Origin of the sequence: Enterobacter sp. V89_11 (genome assembly GCF_029967775.1) — a bacterium.
Taxonomy (GTDB): domain Bacteria; phylum Pseudomonadota; class Gammaproteobacteria; order Enterobacterales; family Enterobacteriaceae; genus Enterobacter; species Enterobacter ludwigii.
In genome coordinates, this window is record NZ_JASCAN010000003.1 from 142,131 (window position 1) to 159,645 (window position 17,515).

Consider the following 17,515-nt stretch of genomic DNA (forward strand, 5'->3'; position numbering starts at 1 on the left):
ATGATTTACATTTCTGCTGTTGGCATGGTCAACGCGCTGGGTAACTCGCTGGATGAGATTGCCGCTAACCTGACGGCGGGCGTAGCCCCCGGCATGCATTGTCGGTCCGGCTGGTTGCAGGATGCGCCCGATGCCGTGCTGGGCGGCGTGGAAGGCGAGTTGCCGTCCATTCCAGATACCCTGTCCGCGCACCGCACCCGCAATAACCAGCTGCTGCTGGCCGCGCTGGCACAGATTCAATCCACCGTTGACGACGCGATTGCCCGGGTTGGCCGCGACCGCGTGGCCGTGGTTTTGGGTACCAGCACCTCCGGCCTCAATGAAGGGGATGAGCACGTACGATTAACGCTCAACGGCGAAGCCAGCACCCGGTGGCAGTATCCGCAACAGGAGCTGGGCGATCCGTCCCGCTTTCTGGCTAACTGGTTACAGCTTGAGGGCCCGGCATATACCCTCTCGACCGCCTGCTCCTCCAGCGCGCGGGCAATTATCAGCGGCCGGCGTCTGATTGATGCCGGGCTGGTGGATATTGCCATTGTGGGCGGCGCAGATACCCTGAGCCGGATGCCCGTCAATGGCTTTCACAGTCTGGAATCGCTTTCTCCAACGCTCTGCGAGCCGTTTGGCCGCGACCGTCGGGGTATCACCATTGGTGAAGCCGCTGCGCTGATGGTGTTGACCCGTGAACCCGCCGGGGTCGCACTGCTGGGAACAGGCGAGTCCAGCGATGCTTACCATATTTCGGCGCCGCATCCGCAGGGTGAAGGCGCCATTCGCGCCATTACCCAGGCGCTCAATGACGCGGGTCTGCAGCCGGAGGATATTGGCTATATCAACCTGCACGGCACCGCCACACCGCTCAACGATCAGATTGAATCACACGTGGTACACGACCTCTTTGGAGAAAACGTGCCCTGCAGTTCTACCAAACACCTTACCGGCCATACGCTGGGCGCTGCCGGTATCACCGAAGCGGCGTTGAGCTGGCTTATTCTGACGCGTGACCTGCCGTTACCCCCGCAGGATTTCGCCCGCTACGCGCCGGACGAGACGCTGTCGCCGTGCGGCGTGCTGCACCAGAGCACCGCGCTGAAAAAACCGGTCATTTTATCTAACTCGTTCGCGTTTGGTGGCAACAATGCCAGCATCCTGTTGGGGAGAGTGTCATGAGCTACTTATCACCCGTCGACTATCTGCCGCACGATGCGCCAATGATGCTGCTGGGATCCGTTGAACGCGTCACAGACGATTCCGCCGTATGCCGTGTCGCGGTCAACGGCCAAAGCGTACTGGCGCCCTTTTTGAATGCCGAGGGCGATTTGCCAGGCTGGTACGCGCTCGAACTGATGGCGCAGACCGTTGGCGTCTGGTCAGGCTGGCATCGCCAGCAGAAAGGGCAAGATCATATTGCGCTGGGCATGGTGCTGGGTGCGCGCGAGTTGGTCTGCGCCAGTGGACGTTTCGCAAAAGACGCGACGCTGGACATCACCGTCAGACTGCTGATGCAGGATGAACGCTTCGGCAGTTTTGAATGTACGATCTCCTCCGGTGAGGAGACGCTGGCCACGGGCCGGGTCAATACCTTCCAGCCGAGCGCAGAAGAATTAACATCGCTTTTTAATCAGGGATCCCACGCATGAGTCGTTCCGTACTGGTCACCGGGGCCAGCAAAGGCATTGGTCGTGCCATCGCCTGCCAGCTTGCCGCTGACGGGTTTACCGTAGGCGTACATTACCACCGTGACGCCGCAGGCGCGCAGGCGACGCTGGATACCATCACACAGGCGGGCGGTCAGGGTCGCCTGCTCTCTTTCGATGCAGGTAACCGCGAACAGTGCCGTGACGTGCTGGAGCAGAATATCGAGGCCCACGGCGCATGGTATGGCGTGGTCAGTAATGCCGGTATCACCCGCGACGGTGCGTTTCCGGCCCTCAGCGAAGACGACTGGGACAGCGTCATTCATACCAACCTCGACAGTTTTTATAACGTTATTCAACCCTGCATTATGCCGATGATCGCCACCCGAAAAGGGGGGCGCATTATCACCTTATCCTCCGTGTCCGGCATGATGGGCAACCGCGGTCAGGTGAACTACAGCGCGGCAAAAGCGGGCATTATTGGCGCGACCAAAGCACTGGCAATTGAGCTGGCAAAACGCAACATCACCGTGAACTGCATTGCGCCGGGACTGATTGATACCGGCATGATTGAAATGGAAGAGGCTGCGCTGAAAGAGGCAATGTCCATCATTCCCATGAAACGGATGGGCCAGGCCGAAGAGGTTGCAGGACTTGCCAGCTATTTGATGTCAGATATTGCAGGCTACGTTACCCGCCAGGTCATTTCCATCAACGGAGGAATGCTATGACGCGTCGCGTGGTGATTACCGGTATGGGCGGCGTTACCGCCTTCGGTGAGGACTGGCAATCCGTTTCCCGCAGGCTGCTGGCGTATGACAACGCGGTACGCAAAATGCCGGAGTGGCAGGTTTACGATGGCCTGCACACTCTGCTGGGCGCGCCGATTGATGATTTCACCCTGCCGGAACACTATACCCGCAAGCGTATTCGCGCCATGGGCCGCGTGTCGTTGATGTCGACCCGCGCCACCGAGCTGGCGCTGGAGCAGGCGGGGCTGATTGGCGAGGCGGTGCTCACAAATGGCCAAACCGGTATCGCCTATGGCTCCTCCACAGGCAGTACCGGGCCGGTCAGCGAATTCGCCACCATGCTCACCGAAAAACACACCCACAACATCACCGGTACGACCTATGTGCAGATGATGCCGCACACGACCGCGGTGAATACCGGCCTGTTCTTTGGCCTTCGGGGTCGCGTTATCCCGACGTCGAGTGCCTGTACGTCGGGCAGTCAGGCCATTGGCTACGCCTGGGAAGCCATTCGTCACGGTTATCAGACCGTGATGGTCGCAGGCGGAGCAGAGGAGCTTTGTCCGTCAGAGGCGGCGGTATTTGACACCTTATTCGCGACCAGCCAGCGCAACGATGCGCCGAAAACCACCCCTTCGCCATTTGATACGCAGCGTGATGGTCTGGTCATTGGGGAAGGCGCAGGCACCCTGATTCTGGAAGAGCTTGAGCATGCCAGAGCACGCGGTGCAACTATCTATGGCGAGATCGTTGGCTTCGCCACCAACTGTGATGCAGCCCATATCACCCAGCCACAACGTGACACCATGCAAATTTGTATGGAGCAGTCGCTGGCGTTAGCAGGGTTAAGCGCGCGGGACATGGGGTACATCTCCGCGCACGGTACCGCCACCGATCGCGGTGATATCGCCGAAAGCCAGGCCACCGCCGCCATCTTTGGCGACAACGTGCCAATTTCGTCGCTGAAGAGCTATTTTGGCCACACGTTAGGCGCCTGTGGGGCACTGGAAGCCTGGATGAGTCTGCAGATGATGCGTGAGGGCTGGTTTGCCCCGACGCTCAATTTAAGACAACCGGATGAGCAATGTGGTGCTTTAGATTATATTATGGGTGAAGCCCGTCAGATTGACTGCGAGTATCTACAAAGCAATAACTTCGCATTTGGCGGCATCAACACGTCGATAATCATCAAACGCTGGGCGTAACTATGTACCAGTTTATACTGGGAAAGATCTCCACCCTGAGCGCAGACCCGCTGGCGTCGACGCTTGCACATATGGCACCTGCGGGTGCACGAAATGCATCCTGGCTGGCGGGGAGAACCCTGCTCGCCAAAACGCTTTCTCCTTCTCCGTTACCCGAGATCGTCTATGGTGAGCAAGGGAAGCCAGCCTTCGTGGATGCGCAGCCCTTCTGGTTTAACCTGAGTCACAGCGGCGATAATATCGCGCTGCTGCTGAGCGACGAAGGCGAAGTGGGATGTGATATCGAAGTTATCCGCCCACGTGAAAACTGGCAGGCGCTGGCTAACGCCGTCTTCAGCGTGGCGGAACATGCGGAGCTGGAGCGCGAAGACCCGGAGACAAAGCTTTCTGCTTTCTGGGGGATCTGGACGCGTAAAGAGGCCATCGTGAAGCAGCGAGGCGGCAGCGCCTGGCAGATTGTCAGCATCGACAGCACGTCGCAGACGCATTCGGTAAGCCAGCTCCAGTTCGGCTCGCTCAGTCTTGCCGTCTGCACCTCAACGCCTTATGCCCTTACCGCCGGGACGATTGCTCACCACGGGATGTCCGTGGCATAAAAATCACCAGCACGCCGAGAATAATCATCCCGACCCCCGCCAGCCCGTGCCAGGAAAAGTGTTCGTTCCAGCCGGGCAACAAAATGGCCGCGGCCCACACCAGAATGTAACTGAGGCTCAGCAAGGCATACGCTTTGCTGAGCGCCATGCGATGCAACGCCAGATACCAGCAGCCCATCGAGGCCACATACCCCATGAGTCCCAGCAGCAGCGCGCCAGTACCGGATGAGACGTGCCAGAGCGCGGAGAAAAACGCATAAAGCTCGCTGACTGGCGGCAGAGCCTGCATGGCATAGCGCAGCAGCAGCTGCGCCGCGCTGACCAGCATTACGCTGCATAACGCCCAGAACGTTCCTCTCACAGGCTTCCTCCGAGGATAACAATGCCGATGATGATGAACCCGACGCCCAGCCAGTGATGCAACGCGACTTTTTCATGCCAGAATGCTTTCGCCGCCAGGGTCACCCAGACAAAATTGAGGCTCAGCATAGGGTAGGCAACGCCGACAGGCAGGCGCTGCAGGACCACCAGCCAGACCAGCATGCCGCTGCCCAGTGCCAGCAATGCCAGGCCCAGCCACAGCATAATATGCGCGCCACGCCGCCCGGCTTTCGCCGGACGGGTGGCCTGCTTCTGACACAGCTGCCCTGCGCAGGTCAGCAGGCTTGCCAGTATCAACCAGAGCCAGGTCGTCATTGCGGTAAATACTGCAGCCAGGCCAGACGGCCCTGAATATACAGGCTGTCTGGTTCTGGCAGATGAGCCCGCTTAATATCGTCGTGTTTTGACAGCAGGATCACCAATGACACGCCCCCCTGCTGGCGATGCGTTGCCAGCCACTGCGCAAAATTATCTTTCTCGACAAACCGGTCTTTCACATCCGGGTACGCTAGCCCGTAGCTCAGCTCGCCGCTCTGACCAAACAGAATGATGTCATTACGCTTAAGCTCCCACGCCAGCCCGGAGGCCACGCCAACATTGTTCGCCAGCACAAACCGGCTGCTCTGAAGCGGGTCACGGATGGTATCCACCAGCGACTGCGGCTGTTTGGAATCCACCACCAGGTTAGGAATGGCAAACCCAATCAGCAGCGCCACGCCAGCAGGACACAACGCCGCCAGCCACCAGCGCTGCGCGCTTTGCCGCACGGTAAACCAGCCGACAGCCGCCCAGATGAGAAACGCCAGCACCGCGCAGAAGACTTTATACAGCTCAACGGATGTCCAGACCGGATGCTTAGCAACCCCCCACGGTGAGACCACCAGCGCCGCCACCACGCCAATCACACCAAACGCCAGGTTAATCCCGCCGTTAATGCGTAACGCTCTGGCCCCTTTGTCCGCCGCGATGCAGGCATAGCGCGCCATCAGGATAGCCAGCGGAGCAAAACACGGCAGGATGTAGGTTGGCAGTTTGCCTTTGGCAATGCTGAAGAACAGCAGCGGCATCACGACCCATCCAAGCAGATAAAAGCCACCGCCCGTGTTGTCTCTTTCGCGCCAGCCCAGCCGAAACGCGCCGGGCAACAGCGCCAGCCACGGCAGACTGCCGGCCAGCAGGAACGGCAGGTAGTACCAGAACGGCGCTTTGTGCTGAGCATCGCTCTGGGCAAAGCGCTGAATATGCTCAACCCAGAAGAAGTAGCGCCAGAAATCAGGCTCTCGGTGCGCAATGGCCAGCGCCCAGGGCAGGACGATCAGCACACAGCTCACGATGGCCAGCCAGCCAAAGATCAGCACCTCTTTCCAGCGCTTCTGCGCAATCACCCACGGCAGCACGCCTATTACCGGCACCGCCAGCGCCAGGAATCCTTTGGTCATCACCCCCATGCCGCAGGCAAGCCCGAGCAGCACGTAGCCACCCGCTTTTCCGGCCACGGTTTCAGCCTGCGAGGCCAGCCAGAAGCTGCACATAGCGGCCACCAGCCACAGGGTAATGATGGGATCCAGCACGGCGTACGTACCAATGCCATACACCAGGAACAGGGTCAGGAAGATAAGGCCGGAGAAAATGGCAACGCGCTTATCCCGCCACAGGCGCCACGCCATCCAGATCACCAGCAGAGCCGTCAACCCGGTTGAGAATATGGCGCCGGCGCGCACGGCAAAGTTAGTATGCCCAAACAGCAGTTGCCCGATACTGTTGATCCAGTAGCCCGCAATCGGCTTTTCAAAGTAACGCAGCCCCAGAAAATGCGGGACAATCCAGTCTCCAGACGCCAGCATTTCGCGGCTGATTTCCGCATAGCGCGTTTCATCAGGCTGCCACAGCAGGCGGATATCGATCGGAATGAGGTAGTAAACGATAAACAGTGCGAGAAGCGCTAAGCCATAACGGGCTGCTTTCATGATACCGGACTCACGGTTTGTTGATAGCCAAGCCAGCCTTCCCGGCCAGCCAGTTCATTACGCACAATTTTGCCCACGGGCAGGACGCTAAGATCCTCTGGCAGCAATTCGCTCAATGGACAAAACTGAATGCCCTCCTGAGCGGCCATCGTCAACAGTGCATCGAAATCATGCTGATACGCAATCCCTTCCACTTCTGCGTGGATGGTATAGACGGGCGTACCGGTGTCGCGATGAATGCAGTCCAGAATATAGCGATTGAACCCTCCGGCACTGACCTCGCGCCCAACCACTTCATCCCAGGTGGGAAGCGTGACCGGGATTTGCACCGTCCCCAGGCGATTCTCCCCGATGAGCGGCAAAAAAGGCCCGGTGCCGCGGCAATCACTGTTGTAGCGAAACGCGAAGGGTTCTTTGGCCTTCACCACGCGTTGGTCGGCACGCCATCCCGCCACGGCGGAGCAGCGAATCGTCTGGCCGGTAATGGCCTCCAGCTCCAGCATGCCGCGTTCAACTTCACGCGACAGGCGTGGAATATCCCAGACGCCAGCCCAGGCCTGCCAGGCATGGTGATCCCAGGCATGCAGTCCAACCTCATGGTGCTGCGCCGCGTCGCGGATAACGGCTTCATTACCCGCGCCAATGCGCCTGCCGGGCCATGCGGTTCCGGCCAGCAAAATATCCCAGCCGTAGAGAGAGGCTGCGCGTGAGCGCAGCATTTTGAACAGAAATGCCGGTTTAACCAGACGCCATAAATGACGTCCCATATTGTCAGGCCCCACGCTGAAGAAAATGGATGAGCGCACGTTGTGCTTGCTCAGCAGTTCCAGCAGTTTGGGTACGCCATCACGCGTCCCCCTGAAGGTGTCGACATCAATGCGTAAACCGACTTTTCTCATGAGACCTGTTCCGACAGCTCCACGGTGCGCAGGAAGAAATCGAGCGTTTCATCAATGGTCTGATCCATCTTCACCGTCGGTGTCCAGTTCAGGCAGCGTTTCGCATTACGAATGCTGGGTTTCCGGTGCTCAACGTCCTGATAACCTTTACCGTAGTAGCTGCTGCTTTCCACTTCACGGAAACCGGCAAACGGCGGGAAGCGATCGCGCAGCGGATGACGTTCAAAGCTTGCCAGCAGCATCTCAGCCAGTTCGCGAATGCTCGCTTCGTTATCCGGGTTACCGATGTTGATGATCTCTCCGTTGCAGCGACCCTCTTTGTTTTCGATGATGCGGAACAACGCCTCGATACCGTCGCTGATATCCGTAAAGCAGCGTTTTTGTTTACCGCCTTCGATAAGCTTGATGGGCGAGCCTTCCACCAGGTTCAGGATCAGTTGGGTGATGGCACGTGAGCTGCCGATACGCGCCGCGTTAAGGTTATCCAGACGTGGCCCCATCCAGTTAAACGGACGGAACAGCGTAAAGCGCAGACCCGCTTTCTCGCCGTAGGCCCAGATCACGCGGTCGAGCAGCTGCTTGGAGACGGAATAAATCCAGCGCTGTTTGTTGATCGGCCCGACGACCAGGTTAGAAGTGTCTTCGTCGAAGTTTTTGTCAGTACACATGCCGTACACTTCAGAAGTTGACGGGAAGATAATGCGCTTGTCGTATTTCACACAGTCGCGGATGATCTTCAGGTTCTCTTCGAAGTCCAGCTCGAACACGCGCAGCGGGTTACGGGTGTACTCAATCGGCGTGGCAATCGCCACCAGCGGCAGCACCACGTCACATTTTTTAATGTGATATTCAATCCACTCGGAGTGAATGCTGATATCCCCTTCCACAAAGTGGAAACGCGGGTTGTCGAGGAAACGACTGATGGCATCAGCACCGATATCCAGACCATAAATTTCGTAGTTATCGTCTTTCAGCAGACGCTCGGTCAGGTGGTTGCCGATAAAGCCATTGACGCCGAGGATCAGCACGCGGGTGCGGCGTTTGATGGCCACAACCGGTGCGCTGGTGATCAGTGCGCCAGTGACCAGCCCCAGAGACTGAGCCAGCTGCGCGCCCTGAACATAAACGCCGTTATCGGTTTGCCCGGTAACGATCTCCAGCGCCTGCTCGCCGCAGCTGACAATCAGCGGGGAAGCTGAGACAACGGTGCCCGGTTTGGCGGCAGGAATGTCGTCGCGTACGCGGGATTTCCAGACGATAAATTTACTCACGCCGGCAAAGCTGTACGCCCCCGGCCAGGGGTCGGTAACGGCACGCACCAGGTTGTGCAACTGACGAGCCGGCTTGTTCCAGTCCAGGCGACCATCTTCTGGCTTGCGACGGCCAAAACAGCTCGCCTTGCTCTCATCCTGCGCGGTCTCGCTGAAGGTGCCGTTAAGGATCGCTGGCAACACATCACGTAGCAGGCTTTGCGCTACGGTGCAGAGCTTCTGATGAAGCTGCAGCGCAGTTTCATCCGCGTCGATAGCCACGCGCTGCTGCGCGATGATGGCACCGGCATCTGCGCGGTGCACCATACGGTGCAGAGTGACGCCGGTTTCCGTTTCGCCGTTCACCAGCACCCAGTTCAGCGGTGCGCGGCCACGGTAGCCGGGCAGCAAAGAGCCGTGAAGATTAAATGCCCCTTTTGCGGCCAGACTTAAAATCTCATCGCAAATCAGGTTGCGATAATAGAACGAGAAGATGGCTTCAGGCGCGAGCGCCCGGATGCGATCCACCCACAGCGGATGGTTGACATCGTCCGGGGCGTAAACCGGAATACCGCGCTCTGCGGCGATACGCGCCACCGAGCCAAAGAAGTTATTCTCTCCGGCCGTGTCCGGATGCGTGAAGATTGCAGCGATTTCATAGCCCGCTTCCAGCAGGGCCAGCGTGCCCGCACACCCCATATCGTGATAGGCAAAGACAACAGCTTTCATGGGTGAATTTCCTCTTGAGATGCTTTGTGTTCCTGGCGGACAACACGTTGAATAAAGTAGCGCGGACGTGCGCGAACATCGTTATAAATACGGCCAATGTATTCCCCGAGCAGGCCCATCCCGACAAACTGGGCGCCGATGAACATAAACAGCACGGCAAAGAGCATGAAGACCCCTTCCGCCGCCCACTGGGGACCGTAGATCAGGCGGAGTAACACCAGCAGCACGGAGAGCGCGAAGCCGAACACGGCAATGATGCTGCCGAAAACGCTCAACAGGCGCAGCGGCGTGGTGGTCAGGCAGGTGATAAGGTCGTACATCAGGTTGATGAGACGCATAAAGCTGTACTTCGACTCGCCGTGCTCGCGCTCGGCGTGCAGTACCGGGATTTCCGTCGCCTTACGGGCAAAGGTGTTCGCGAGAATAGGAATAAACGTGCTGCGTTCATGGCAGTGCAGCATGGCGTCGACAATATGGCGGCGGTAGGCGCGCAGCATGCAGCCATAATCGCCCATCGCTTTGCCGGTGGTCCGCTGGATCAGACGGTTGATTGTGCGGGAAGCCAGCTTACGGAACAGGCTGTCCTGACGGTTTTGCCGCACCGTGCCGACCACGTCGTACCCTTCATCGGCCTTTGCAACCAGACGCGGGATCTCTTCCGGCGGGTTTTGCAGATCGGCATCAAGCGTAATAATCAGATCGCCCGTCACGTGGCTGAACCCGGCCATAATGGCGGAGTGCTGGCCGTAGTTACGGTTAAGCAGCACGGCAACAATATGGCTGCCCTCGGCCTGCGCGGCTTCGGTCAGCATCAGCGCGGAATTATCGCTACTGCCATCATCCACCAGCAGTATTTCATAGGCTTTGCCGAGCGTGTCGCAGGCGGCCGTCGTGCGGCTGATCAGTTCGGGCAGGCTCTCCTGTTCGTTGTAAACGGGGATAACCACAGAAACTTTTTGTACAGGCGGTGCGCTGAACATATCAATTTCCTGCAAGCTGATGGAGCGCGGTAATGACGCGGGTTGTGTCGTCATGAGTCATGTCCGGGAAAAGGGGGAGAGAACAAATACGCGCGCTATTCCATTCAGAATTCGGGAGCGATACATCAGGAAAACGCTCGCGGTAGTATTTTTGCGTGTGCGCCGCGCGGAAATGCAGGCCGGTGCCAATGCCTTTTTCCTTCAGGGCTGCCATCAGGTTGTCGCGAGAAATCCCGCAGCGGGCTTCATCCACGCGAATGATGAACAGATGCCAGGCGTGGACGTGCGGCCATGAAGGAATACGCAGCGGCTGGAACGGCGTATCGGCAAGCTCGCGCAGATAGCGTTCAGCAATGTCATGGCGTCGTGCGTTGGCCTCTTTCAGTTTGCCCAACTGCACCAGCGCCAGCGCGGCGTTGATATCCGCCAGGTTGTATTTGAAGCCGGGCGTGATAACTTCTGCCTGCGGCGCACGACCGTGCGTCTGGCGGTCGTAAGCGTCCACACCCAGGCCGTGGAATTTCAGGCTACGGATCCGCTGCGCCAGTTGCGCATCGTCCGTGACCACTAACCCGCCTTCGGCGCAGGTCATGTTTTTAATGGCGTGGAATGAGAAAATCGCGGTGCCCTGCCAGCCCACGTGGCGCGAGTGGTAGTACGTGCCGGCTGCATGCGCCGCATCTTCAATGACCGGAATACCGTGACGTTCCCCGATGGCGCGAATGGCGTCGATGTCACACGGCGCGCCGGCATAATGAACCGGAACAATCGCTTTTGTGCGCGGCGTAATGGCGGCGTCGACCGCATCCGGCGTGACCATCAACGTATCCCGGTCCACATCAATCATCACCGGGGTTGCACCCAGCAGCACAATCATATTCAGTGTGGATACCCAGGTCAGGGAGGGGGTAATCACTTCATCGCCTGGACCAATACCCAGCGCCATCAGCGTGACATGCATTCCCGCGGTCGCTGAGCTGACGGCAATCGCATGTTGATTCCCGGTTAGCTGACAAAATGCCTCTTCAAGCGCCTGATTTTTCGGTCCTGTGGTGATCCAGCCGGAGGTTAATACCTCCTGCAACGCCGCTAATTCCTCGCTACCCATGGACGGCCGGGAAAAAGGCAAAAAATCACTCATCATTAATTTCCTTGAAATAAGAATGGCACGCTTTAGATATTAACCAAATGCCGGCTCGTTTATTTCAACGAACCATAAACTTATATCAAGGTAGCTAACATTTCTTAGGGAAAAATTAAGAAAGACATTCCATTCACTTTGCCCACCCATTAACCACTTAAAATACAAAGATTTAAATTATTATGAATTATTTATTGTGTGATCAAACTCGACCTTTGCCTGCAATTTTTTAAACCTAACATCAACAAACAAAAAAAATCCCGGCTATTTCTTTTAAAAGAAGAAATAGCCGGGAACTTTTCTTTTTAGTTAATTGTCGCGCTTATTTTAAATTATCAGGAAAGTTTTTTGGTAACTCGCTCGCCGCACAGGCAATAACGCTTTCATTATTAGCCCCACAGTCGCGAACAAAGGTGATTGTCGCAAATTCATCAATGACTTCAGTGGGGTATGCCGGGCCCGCATCACGATACGCATTCATCAATGGAATATGATCGTTCTGGAAGCAGACGGTTTTTTCTGGATTGTTGATCACCCAACGTGGGAAGAAGATGGTGCCGTGGAACAGTTTGTCACCCAGGTTTGCTATCAGGCTCACGTCGGTACCGGTTGGTTCTGTCCAGGAAATTTTATAGATGCTCTCCCCTACGCGAACAATATAAGCCTGCTGATCTTTCACCCAACGGTTCGCCACAATCCCGCTGTGAATACGGTAATCAAGGGTGGTTTCATTTTTGACATAAATCTCGTAGTTCCAGCCATTATCGTAGGTATATACAAGGTGTTTGCCGACGAAGCCGCTTAAGTCATGTTTGTCGAAGGTGTTCATAATGTGTCTCCTTTGTTTTGATGAGACGATCGTACCCCTTCAAAAAATGAATGAATAACGCTATGTTTGAATCAAACTCATCCAAATTTTAGATTAATCATGCATAAGACGACGCTTGAACAATGGTCATTACTGGAAAGAGTGGTCGAGGCAGGTAGCTTTGCCAAAGCAGCGGAAGAGACCAACCGCAGCCAGTCCTCGGTCAGTTATAACCTGTCGCTGCTGCAGGAGCGGCTGGGCGTGGCGCTGCTGGTGCCCGAGGGGCGGCGGGCTGTCTTGACCCCGGCCGGCGAACTCCTGCTCAACCAGGTTAAACCGTTGCTGAAAGCCTTCGCCTATGTTGAGACCCGTGCGGCAAGCCTGCGTAACGGAATGCGCACGCGGTTAGATCTGGTGGTGGACAGCATTTTCCCGCGCCGACGCCTGTTCGCTATTTTGCGTCAGTTCCAGCAGCTGTATCCGCAAACGCAGGTCCGTCTTACCGAAGTACTGGAAAATAGCCGCACCGATGTCATTAATGATGAAGCCGACGTGATGGTGTTAACCCGCCGCCAGGACATAACCGGTCTTGGCGAATGGCTGATGAATATCGACTTTGTTGCCGTGGCGCATCATCAACATCCCCTCTTTAGCCTCGACGCGCCGCTTAACGACGATATGCTGCGCCCGTGGCCGCTCATTCAGATAGCCGACAGCCAGACCGCCGCGCGTGCGGCCGGTGAGTCGTGGACCTTTTCCACCATTGACGCAGCCATAGAGGCGGTGATGTCCCAGGTCGGCTATGGCTGGCTGCCAGAGGAACGTATTCAGACCCAGCTTGATCTGGGGGTGCTTAAACGCCTGCCGCTTAGCCATGGCGCACGCCGGGCTACGCCGCTGCACCTGATTGTGAAACGCTCCCTTGGCCCGCTGGATGAACAGGTTGAGACCCTGCTGCGCCTTTTTAGCCAGGAGCCGCCATCCTCACCTGCTACGCTTTAAGGTCCGAACGTTAAACACGATAAGGAGCAGATGATGAAGATCGATTTTACGGGGAAAGTCGCGCTGGTGACCGCCTCTACCGGCGGGATCGGCTTCGCCATAGCCCGAGGGCTGGCTGAAAGCGGTGCGGAAGTGATCATCAATGGCCGTAGCACGGAGTCGGTGAATAAAGGTATCCAGCAGCTACAACAGGTTGTGCCTGGGGTGCAGGTACGCGCCGCGATTGCCGACCTCAGCACGGCTGAAGGGGTGGAATCGCTGCTGAACGTGGCGACCCACGTCGACATCCTGGTCAACAATGCCGGCATTTACGGCCAGCAGGATTTTTATGGCACCGACGATGACACCTGGGAGCGTTACTGGCAGACAAACGTGATGTCCGGCGTGCGTATCTCCCGTGCGCTGCTGCCGGGTATGGTGCAGAAAGGCTGGGGACGCGTGGTGTTTATTTCGTCCGAGTCGGCCTGCAATATTCCGGCGGACATGATCCACTATGGCGTGACCAAAACGGCGCAGCTGTCGCTCGCTCGCGGGCTGGCGAAGTTCGTGGCGGGAAGCGGTGTCACGGTGAACAGCGTATTGCCCGGCCCCACCCTTTCAGACGGTTTTGCCGACATGATGAAAGACGAGATCGAGAGAACCGGCAAATCGCTGGAGGAACTGGCGAAAGAGTTTGTGATGACTCACCGCCCGAGCTCGGTTATCCAGCGTGCCGCGACGGTGGAAGAAGTCGCCAATATGGTGGTGTATGTCTGCTCGCCCCAGGCCTCCGCCACCTCGGGCGCGGCACTGCGCGTCGATGGCGGCGTGGTGGATGACATCATCTGATCCCTCAGACAGAACGGTCTGTGACCCGTCGGGCAGTAATATAGTGCGCCTGCCAGTAGTCATCAGTCAGGGTTGAAACGGTTACGCCCTGGCTGCGTGAGGCATGAATAAACTGGCTATTGCCGATGTACACGCCCACGTGCCTTCGGTCTGGACCGGTCTGAAAGAAGACCAAATCCCCCGCCTTCAGACGGTATTGCGCCACCTTCACGCCGCGATGGATCTGTTCGCCCGTCGTGCGCGGCAGATTAAGGTGCGCCGCATCGCTGAACAGATGCTGCATCAGCGCGGAGCAGTCCACGCCCCGATGCGTGGTCCCGCCCCACTGATAGTGGGTGCCTTTCCACTTCTGGTATTGATCAAGGATCCGGGTACGCAGTGGTCCTGTTTCCTGGTGCAGCAGCGCGGATTTTGCCGGAGAAAGGGCGAGCTCACGGTTCATTGACAGCATTGACGCCGGCAGTTGAAAACTCAATGCCGAAAACGAAGCCAGACTTAACGAGAGGATTGAAATAAGCGATCTAAACGTCATATCAAAATAGATTCAGTGAGTGAATATTTTCCTTACCGGTGGGGGCCAACGTTCCCCCGAAATAGCGCTCAATGTGGCGATAATATAGACAGCTCGCTTTTCAACCAATTATTATTGAGACCAAAAATGGACTCACTTTCCGATCGCAAGATCGCGAAAAAAATGCTCAAGACAGAAGGACAGACAGGGTAAAGCAGGTAAACTAATCAACAGAATGTGTATTTTAGCTAAGACGTATTTATGACCAATATGATTGCCGACGAGGCCGTGGCCAAATCCAACGTGCTCTCCGTCTTCGACTTTGATGGAACACTGACGCACCACGACAGCTTTATCCCTTTCCTGCGTTTTGCCTTTGGTAAACGTTACTTCGCGGGCCGCCTGGTGCGTATGGCCTTACCCACGCTGCACTGCGTGCGTCGTAAGCTGACGCGCGATGAGCTGAAGGAAGTGCTGATTAAAACGTTCCTGACGGGCGTGGATGAACACTGGCTACGCCAGCAGGCGGAAGCGTTTTGCGAAAAATACTGGGACAAGCTGATGCGCCCTGCCGGCGTACTGGCCGTCGCCGCGGAGGTGAATTCCGGTGCGGAAGTGACCATCTGCTCCGCCTCTCCGGCGCTGGTGCTCCAGCCGTGGGCTGACAAGCTGGGGATTAAGCTGATTGGCACACAGCTGGAAGTGAAAGACGGCAAGCTGACCGGGCGTATCACCGGAAACAACTGCCGCTGTGCCCAGAAGGTGGCGAGGCTGGAAAAAGTGTATGGCGATCTGAATAGCTACCACCTGCGCGCGTGGGGCGATACCCGCGGCGACCATGAACTGCTGGCGGCGGCGCAGGATGCACACTGGCGGCACTTCCATCCACCGCGCAAGCGTCGACATTCACCGATTAAGTGTTAGACACTGTCTACCCGAAAACGGCAACCAAAGGTTGCCGTTTTGCTTTTAATGGGCTTCTTTCTTACCCGGGAACATCACGCTGGTGATAATCCCCAGCGCCAGCACGCCAAGCACCACAAACAGGCTTGCCGTGGCACCAATGCTGTAACCGTGGTGCCAGAAGTGATCGGTGGCATTTAATCCGAGCTTGAACGCCACGAAGAACAGCAGCAGCACCACCGCTTTCTCCAGATGCACCAGATACTGCTTCAGCGCTTCCAGCACGAAGTAGAGCGTACGCAAGCCGAGGATGGCGAACATCATTGCGCTGTAAATAATAAGCGGCTCACGGCTGACGGCAATAATGGCCGGCACGGAGTCAAACGCGAACATCACATCAGAGAGTTCCACGACCGCCACGCAAAGCAGCAGCGGCGTTGCGTAGCGCTTCGCCTTCTTCACGCGTCCAACCGTTACGTCCTGGTTTTCAGGTTTCTCCAGCTCCGCGTCCACCTCTTTCTGGGTCAGAATAAAGGCATTGCTGCTGATTTTAGGCCAGACAGGATAGAAGCGTTTCACCAGACGGTAAGCCAGATGGCCGGAGTAATCTTCAACCTCGTCACTCTCTTCATTACGTCTGAGCATCATCACCGCCGTCCAGCCGACGACCAGCGCGAAGATAACCTCGACGTAAGGCCCCAGACTCAACAGGCTGGTCCCGATGGCCACAAAGATACCGCGGAAAACAATCGCCCCGAGCACGCCCCAGTAGAGGACGCGGTGACGATATTTATCCGGCACGCCGAACCAGGCAAAAATCGCCATCATCACAAACAGGTTATCGACGGAGAGCACCTCTTCCAGCGCGTAACCGGTGAGGAACAGGCTCGCCATCTCTGCGCCGTGGTGAACATACAGGAACCCGGCGAAAGCCATGGCCATCATGACCCAGAAGAGGGACCACATGGCAGCGCTTTTCAGCGAGATCGGTTTATCGTGACGGTGCATAAAGAGGTCGATAAACATCGCCCCGACGGCCATCACTACAAAGACAACAACGGTTTCAGTCGGGAAACCGAGATGAGCAGCAGACATACACAACCCTTTTGGCAGACAAAACACAGCACCATGCAAACTGGCGTAAACCAGGAACGGAAAGGGGCAGGCTGTTTACCAGCCTTTACCCCTTAAAGCCGCGGCTTTTCAGGCCCGGCAAAGAGAGGTACTTTACCGCACTCCATGGGGTCGCGCATCTGCCGTTTAGGCGCTCATGCCGCGCAAACGCTGCAGTACGGCCACCAGAACCGCCACTGACCAGCCCACCATCAAGGCGCCGACCAGGCCTTCCACGCCCCCAATCAGCCGCCAGTGCTGAGGCAACGTGACATCGCCGTATCCCACCGTGGCGTAACTGACCAGCGAAAAGTAGAAGCTGGTGTTCCAGTCGTTAAATGCATCAATAACAAAATAAAACCCGGCGAACAGACCGGCTTCAAGAAGATGGGCGAAGATCATGGAGATAACGATCCCGACGTTACGCAAAACCACGCGCACCGCAGAGTCGACCTCTAAGTTAATGAATTTTAAAACGCAAAACATCCACAGCGAATGGATGACCACCGTAAGGGTAAGCAAAATAATGATGCTGAGTAGCTGCATGAAAGGTGCTCTGACCGGGAAGAAAAATGACCCCGCGAACGCAGCGGGGCACCTGGAGCTGTCTGGCCTGGTCGAAGCTTAGTGGATCGGAGGAAAAAAGTTGGTGCAATAATTGCGCTGCGTGATTATCACCCTTATAGAGTCTCCTCTTTGCGGCTGGTTCGACTGCTATGAGCGATATATCTGGAGCGCACTATCTGTGAGTCACCTCTTATTTACATCATTTAAACCTTCCATTAACTGGATAAAAAGAACGCGCCGTCGCTA

19 protein-coding genes are annotated in these 17,515 nt (G+C 56.8%); 8 read left to right on the forward strand and 11 right to left on the reverse strand.

The window, feature by feature from the left end; all coding sequences use genetic code 11:
* From QLG09_RS03605 to acpT, 5 genes are read left to right on the forward strand one after another with little or no spacing between them, the layout of a single operon-like run.
* Nucleotides 1-1,170: a beta-ketoacyl-[acyl-carrier-protein] synthase family protein gene (locus QLG09_RS03605; protein WP_214580887.1), complete on the forward strand. Its 1,170-nt coding sequence runs from the start codon at nucleotides 1-3 to the stop codon at nucleotides 1,168-1,170.
* Nucleotides 1,167-1,640: a 3-hydroxy-fatty acyl-ACP dehydratase gene (locus QLG09_RS03610; protein WP_025202828.1), complete on the forward strand. Its 474-nt coding sequence runs from the start codon at nucleotides 1,167-1,169 to the stop codon at nucleotides 1,638-1,640. Before QLG09_RS03605 ends, QLG09_RS03610 begins: the two co-directional genes overlap by 4 nt.
* Nucleotides 1,637-2,368: a 3-ketoacyl-ACP reductase FabG2 gene (locus tag QLG09_RS03615; RefSeq protein WP_020884521.1), complete on the forward strand. Its 732-nt coding sequence runs from the start codon at nucleotides 1,637-1,639 to the stop codon at nucleotides 2,366-2,368. The genes QLG09_RS03610 and QLG09_RS03615 overlap by 4 nt, the downstream gene beginning before the upstream one ends.
* Complete coding sequence (locus QLG09_RS03620; RefSeq protein WP_020884520.1) at nucleotides 2,365-3,594, forward strand: beta-ketoacyl-ACP synthase; 1,230 nt, start codon at nucleotides 2,365-2,367, stop codon at nucleotides 3,592-3,594. The genes QLG09_RS03615 and QLG09_RS03620 overlap by 4 nt, the downstream gene beginning before the upstream one ends.
* A 2-nt stretch (nucleotides 3,595-3,596) precedes the next feature.
* Nucleotides 3,597-4,190 (forward strand): 4'-phosphopantetheinyl transferase AcpT, encoded by a 594-nt coding sequence (gene acpT, locus QLG09_RS03625; RefSeq protein WP_040018250.1) that lies wholly within the window; start codon nucleotides 3,597-3,599, stop codon nucleotides 4,188-4,190.
* Here the strand turns inward: acpT and arnF are convergent.
* The 8 genes from arnF to QLG09_RS03665 all read right to left on the reverse strand — a co-directional run bounded on the left by arnF (nucleotide 4,147) and on the right by QLG09_RS03665 (nucleotide 12,366).
* A complete protein-coding gene (arnF, locus tag QLG09_RS03630; RefSeq protein ID WP_282488735.1) occupies nucleotides 4,147-4,551 on the reverse strand; it encodes a 4-amino-4-deoxy-L-arabinose-phosphoundecaprenol flippase subunit ArnF in 405 nt (134 codons plus the stop codon). The genes acpT and arnF overlap by 44 nt on opposite strands.
* Entirely contained in the window at nucleotides 4,548-4,886 is a 339-nt protein-coding gene (arnE, locus tag QLG09_RS03635) for a 4-amino-4-deoxy-L-arabinose-phosphoundecaprenol flippase subunit ArnE (RefSeq protein WP_014172049.1), read from the reverse strand. Before arnE ends, arnF begins: the two co-directional genes overlap by 4 nt.
* Entirely contained in the window at nucleotides 4,883-6,538 is a 1,656-nt protein-coding gene (gene arnT, locus QLG09_RS03640) for a lipid IV(A) 4-amino-4-deoxy-L-arabinosyltransferase (RefSeq protein ID WP_032679159.1), read from the reverse strand. The genes arnE and arnT overlap by 4 nt, the downstream gene beginning before the upstream one ends.
* Entirely contained in the window at nucleotides 6,535-7,437 is a 903-nt protein-coding gene (arnD, locus tag QLG09_RS03645; protein WP_020884517.1) for a 4-deoxy-4-formamido-L-arabinose-phosphoundecaprenol deformylase, read from the reverse strand. Before arnD ends, arnT begins: the two co-directional genes overlap by 4 nt.
* A complete protein-coding gene (arnA, locus tag QLG09_RS03650; protein ID WP_282488736.1) occupies nucleotides 7,434-9,416 on the reverse strand; it encodes a bifunctional UDP-4-amino-4-deoxy-L-arabinose formyltransferase/UDP-glucuronic acid oxidase ArnA in 1,983 nt (660 codons plus the stop codon). The genes arnD and arnA overlap by 4 nt, the downstream gene beginning before the upstream one ends.
* Nucleotides 9,413-10,396 carry an undecaprenyl-phosphate 4-deoxy-4-formamido-L-arabinose transferase gene (gene arnC / locus QLG09_RS03655; RefSeq protein WP_020884516.1) on the reverse strand — a complete coding sequence of 328 codons (984 nt, stop codon included), beginning with the start codon at nucleotides 10,394-10,396 and terminating at the stop codon, nucleotides 9,413-9,415. The genes arnA and arnC overlap by 4 nt, the downstream gene beginning before the upstream one ends.
* A gap of 1 nt (nucleotide 10,397) precedes the next feature.
* On the reverse strand, nucleotides 10,398-11,537 hold the full coding sequence (gene arnB, locus QLG09_RS03660; protein ID WP_041162895.1) for a UDP-4-amino-4-deoxy-L-arabinose aminotransferase: 1,140 nt from the start codon (nucleotides 11,535-11,537) through the stop codon (nucleotides 10,398-10,400).
* 322 nt (nucleotides 11,538-11,859) lie between these two features.
* A complete protein-coding gene (locus tag QLG09_RS03665; RefSeq protein WP_020884514.1) occupies nucleotides 11,860-12,366 on the reverse strand; it encodes a phenolic acid decarboxylase in 507 nt (168 codons plus the stop codon).
* Nucleotides 12,367-12,465: 99 nt separating this feature from the next.
* Here QLG09_RS03665 and QLG09_RS03670 point away from each other — a divergent pair, with 99 nt between their 5' ends.
* The gene (locus QLG09_RS03670) at nucleotides 12,466-13,347 is read left to right on the forward strand and encodes a LysR family transcriptional regulator (RefSeq protein WP_020884513.1); all 882 of its coding nucleotides are present in this window, start codon (nucleotides 12,466-12,468) and stop codon (nucleotides 13,345-13,347) included.
* Nucleotides 13,348-13,380: 33 nt separating this feature from the next.
* Complete coding sequence (locus tag QLG09_RS03675; protein WP_020884512.1) at nucleotides 13,381-14,175, forward strand: SDR family NAD(P)-dependent oxidoreductase; 795 nt, start codon at nucleotides 13,381-13,383, stop codon at nucleotides 14,173-14,175.
* Between the two features lie 4 nt (nucleotides 14,176-14,179).
* Here QLG09_RS03675 and QLG09_RS03680 read toward each other — a convergent pair whose 3' ends face one another.
* The gene (locus QLG09_RS03680) at nucleotides 14,180-14,707 is read right to left on the reverse strand and encodes an NlpC/P60 family protein (RefSeq protein ID WP_020884511.1); all 528 of its coding nucleotides are present in this window, start codon (nucleotides 14,705-14,707) and stop codon (nucleotides 14,180-14,182) included.
* Between the two features lie 240 nt (nucleotides 14,708-14,947).
* Here QLG09_RS03680 and QLG09_RS03685 point away from each other — a divergent pair, with 240 nt between their 5' ends.
* Nucleotides 14,948-15,610, forward strand: coding sequence for an HAD family hydrolase (locus QLG09_RS03685; RefSeq protein WP_014172059.1), 663 nt, complete (start codon nucleotides 14,948-14,950; stop codon nucleotides 15,608-15,610).
* Between the two features lie 45 nt (nucleotides 15,611-15,655).
* Here QLG09_RS03685 and QLG09_RS03690 read toward each other — a convergent pair whose 3' ends face one another.
* A complete protein-coding gene (locus QLG09_RS03690) occupies nucleotides 15,656-16,684 on the reverse strand; it encodes a TerC/Alx family metal homeostasis membrane protein (RefSeq protein WP_025202820.1) in 1,029 nt (342 codons plus the stop codon).
* Nucleotides 16,685-16,849: 165 nt separating this feature from the next.
* On the reverse strand, nucleotides 16,850-17,248 hold the full coding sequence (locus tag QLG09_RS03695) for a potassium channel family protein (protein WP_020884509.1): 399 nt from the start codon (nucleotides 17,246-17,248) through the stop codon (nucleotides 16,850-16,852).
* Nucleotides 17,249-17,515 lie beyond the last annotated feature (267 nt).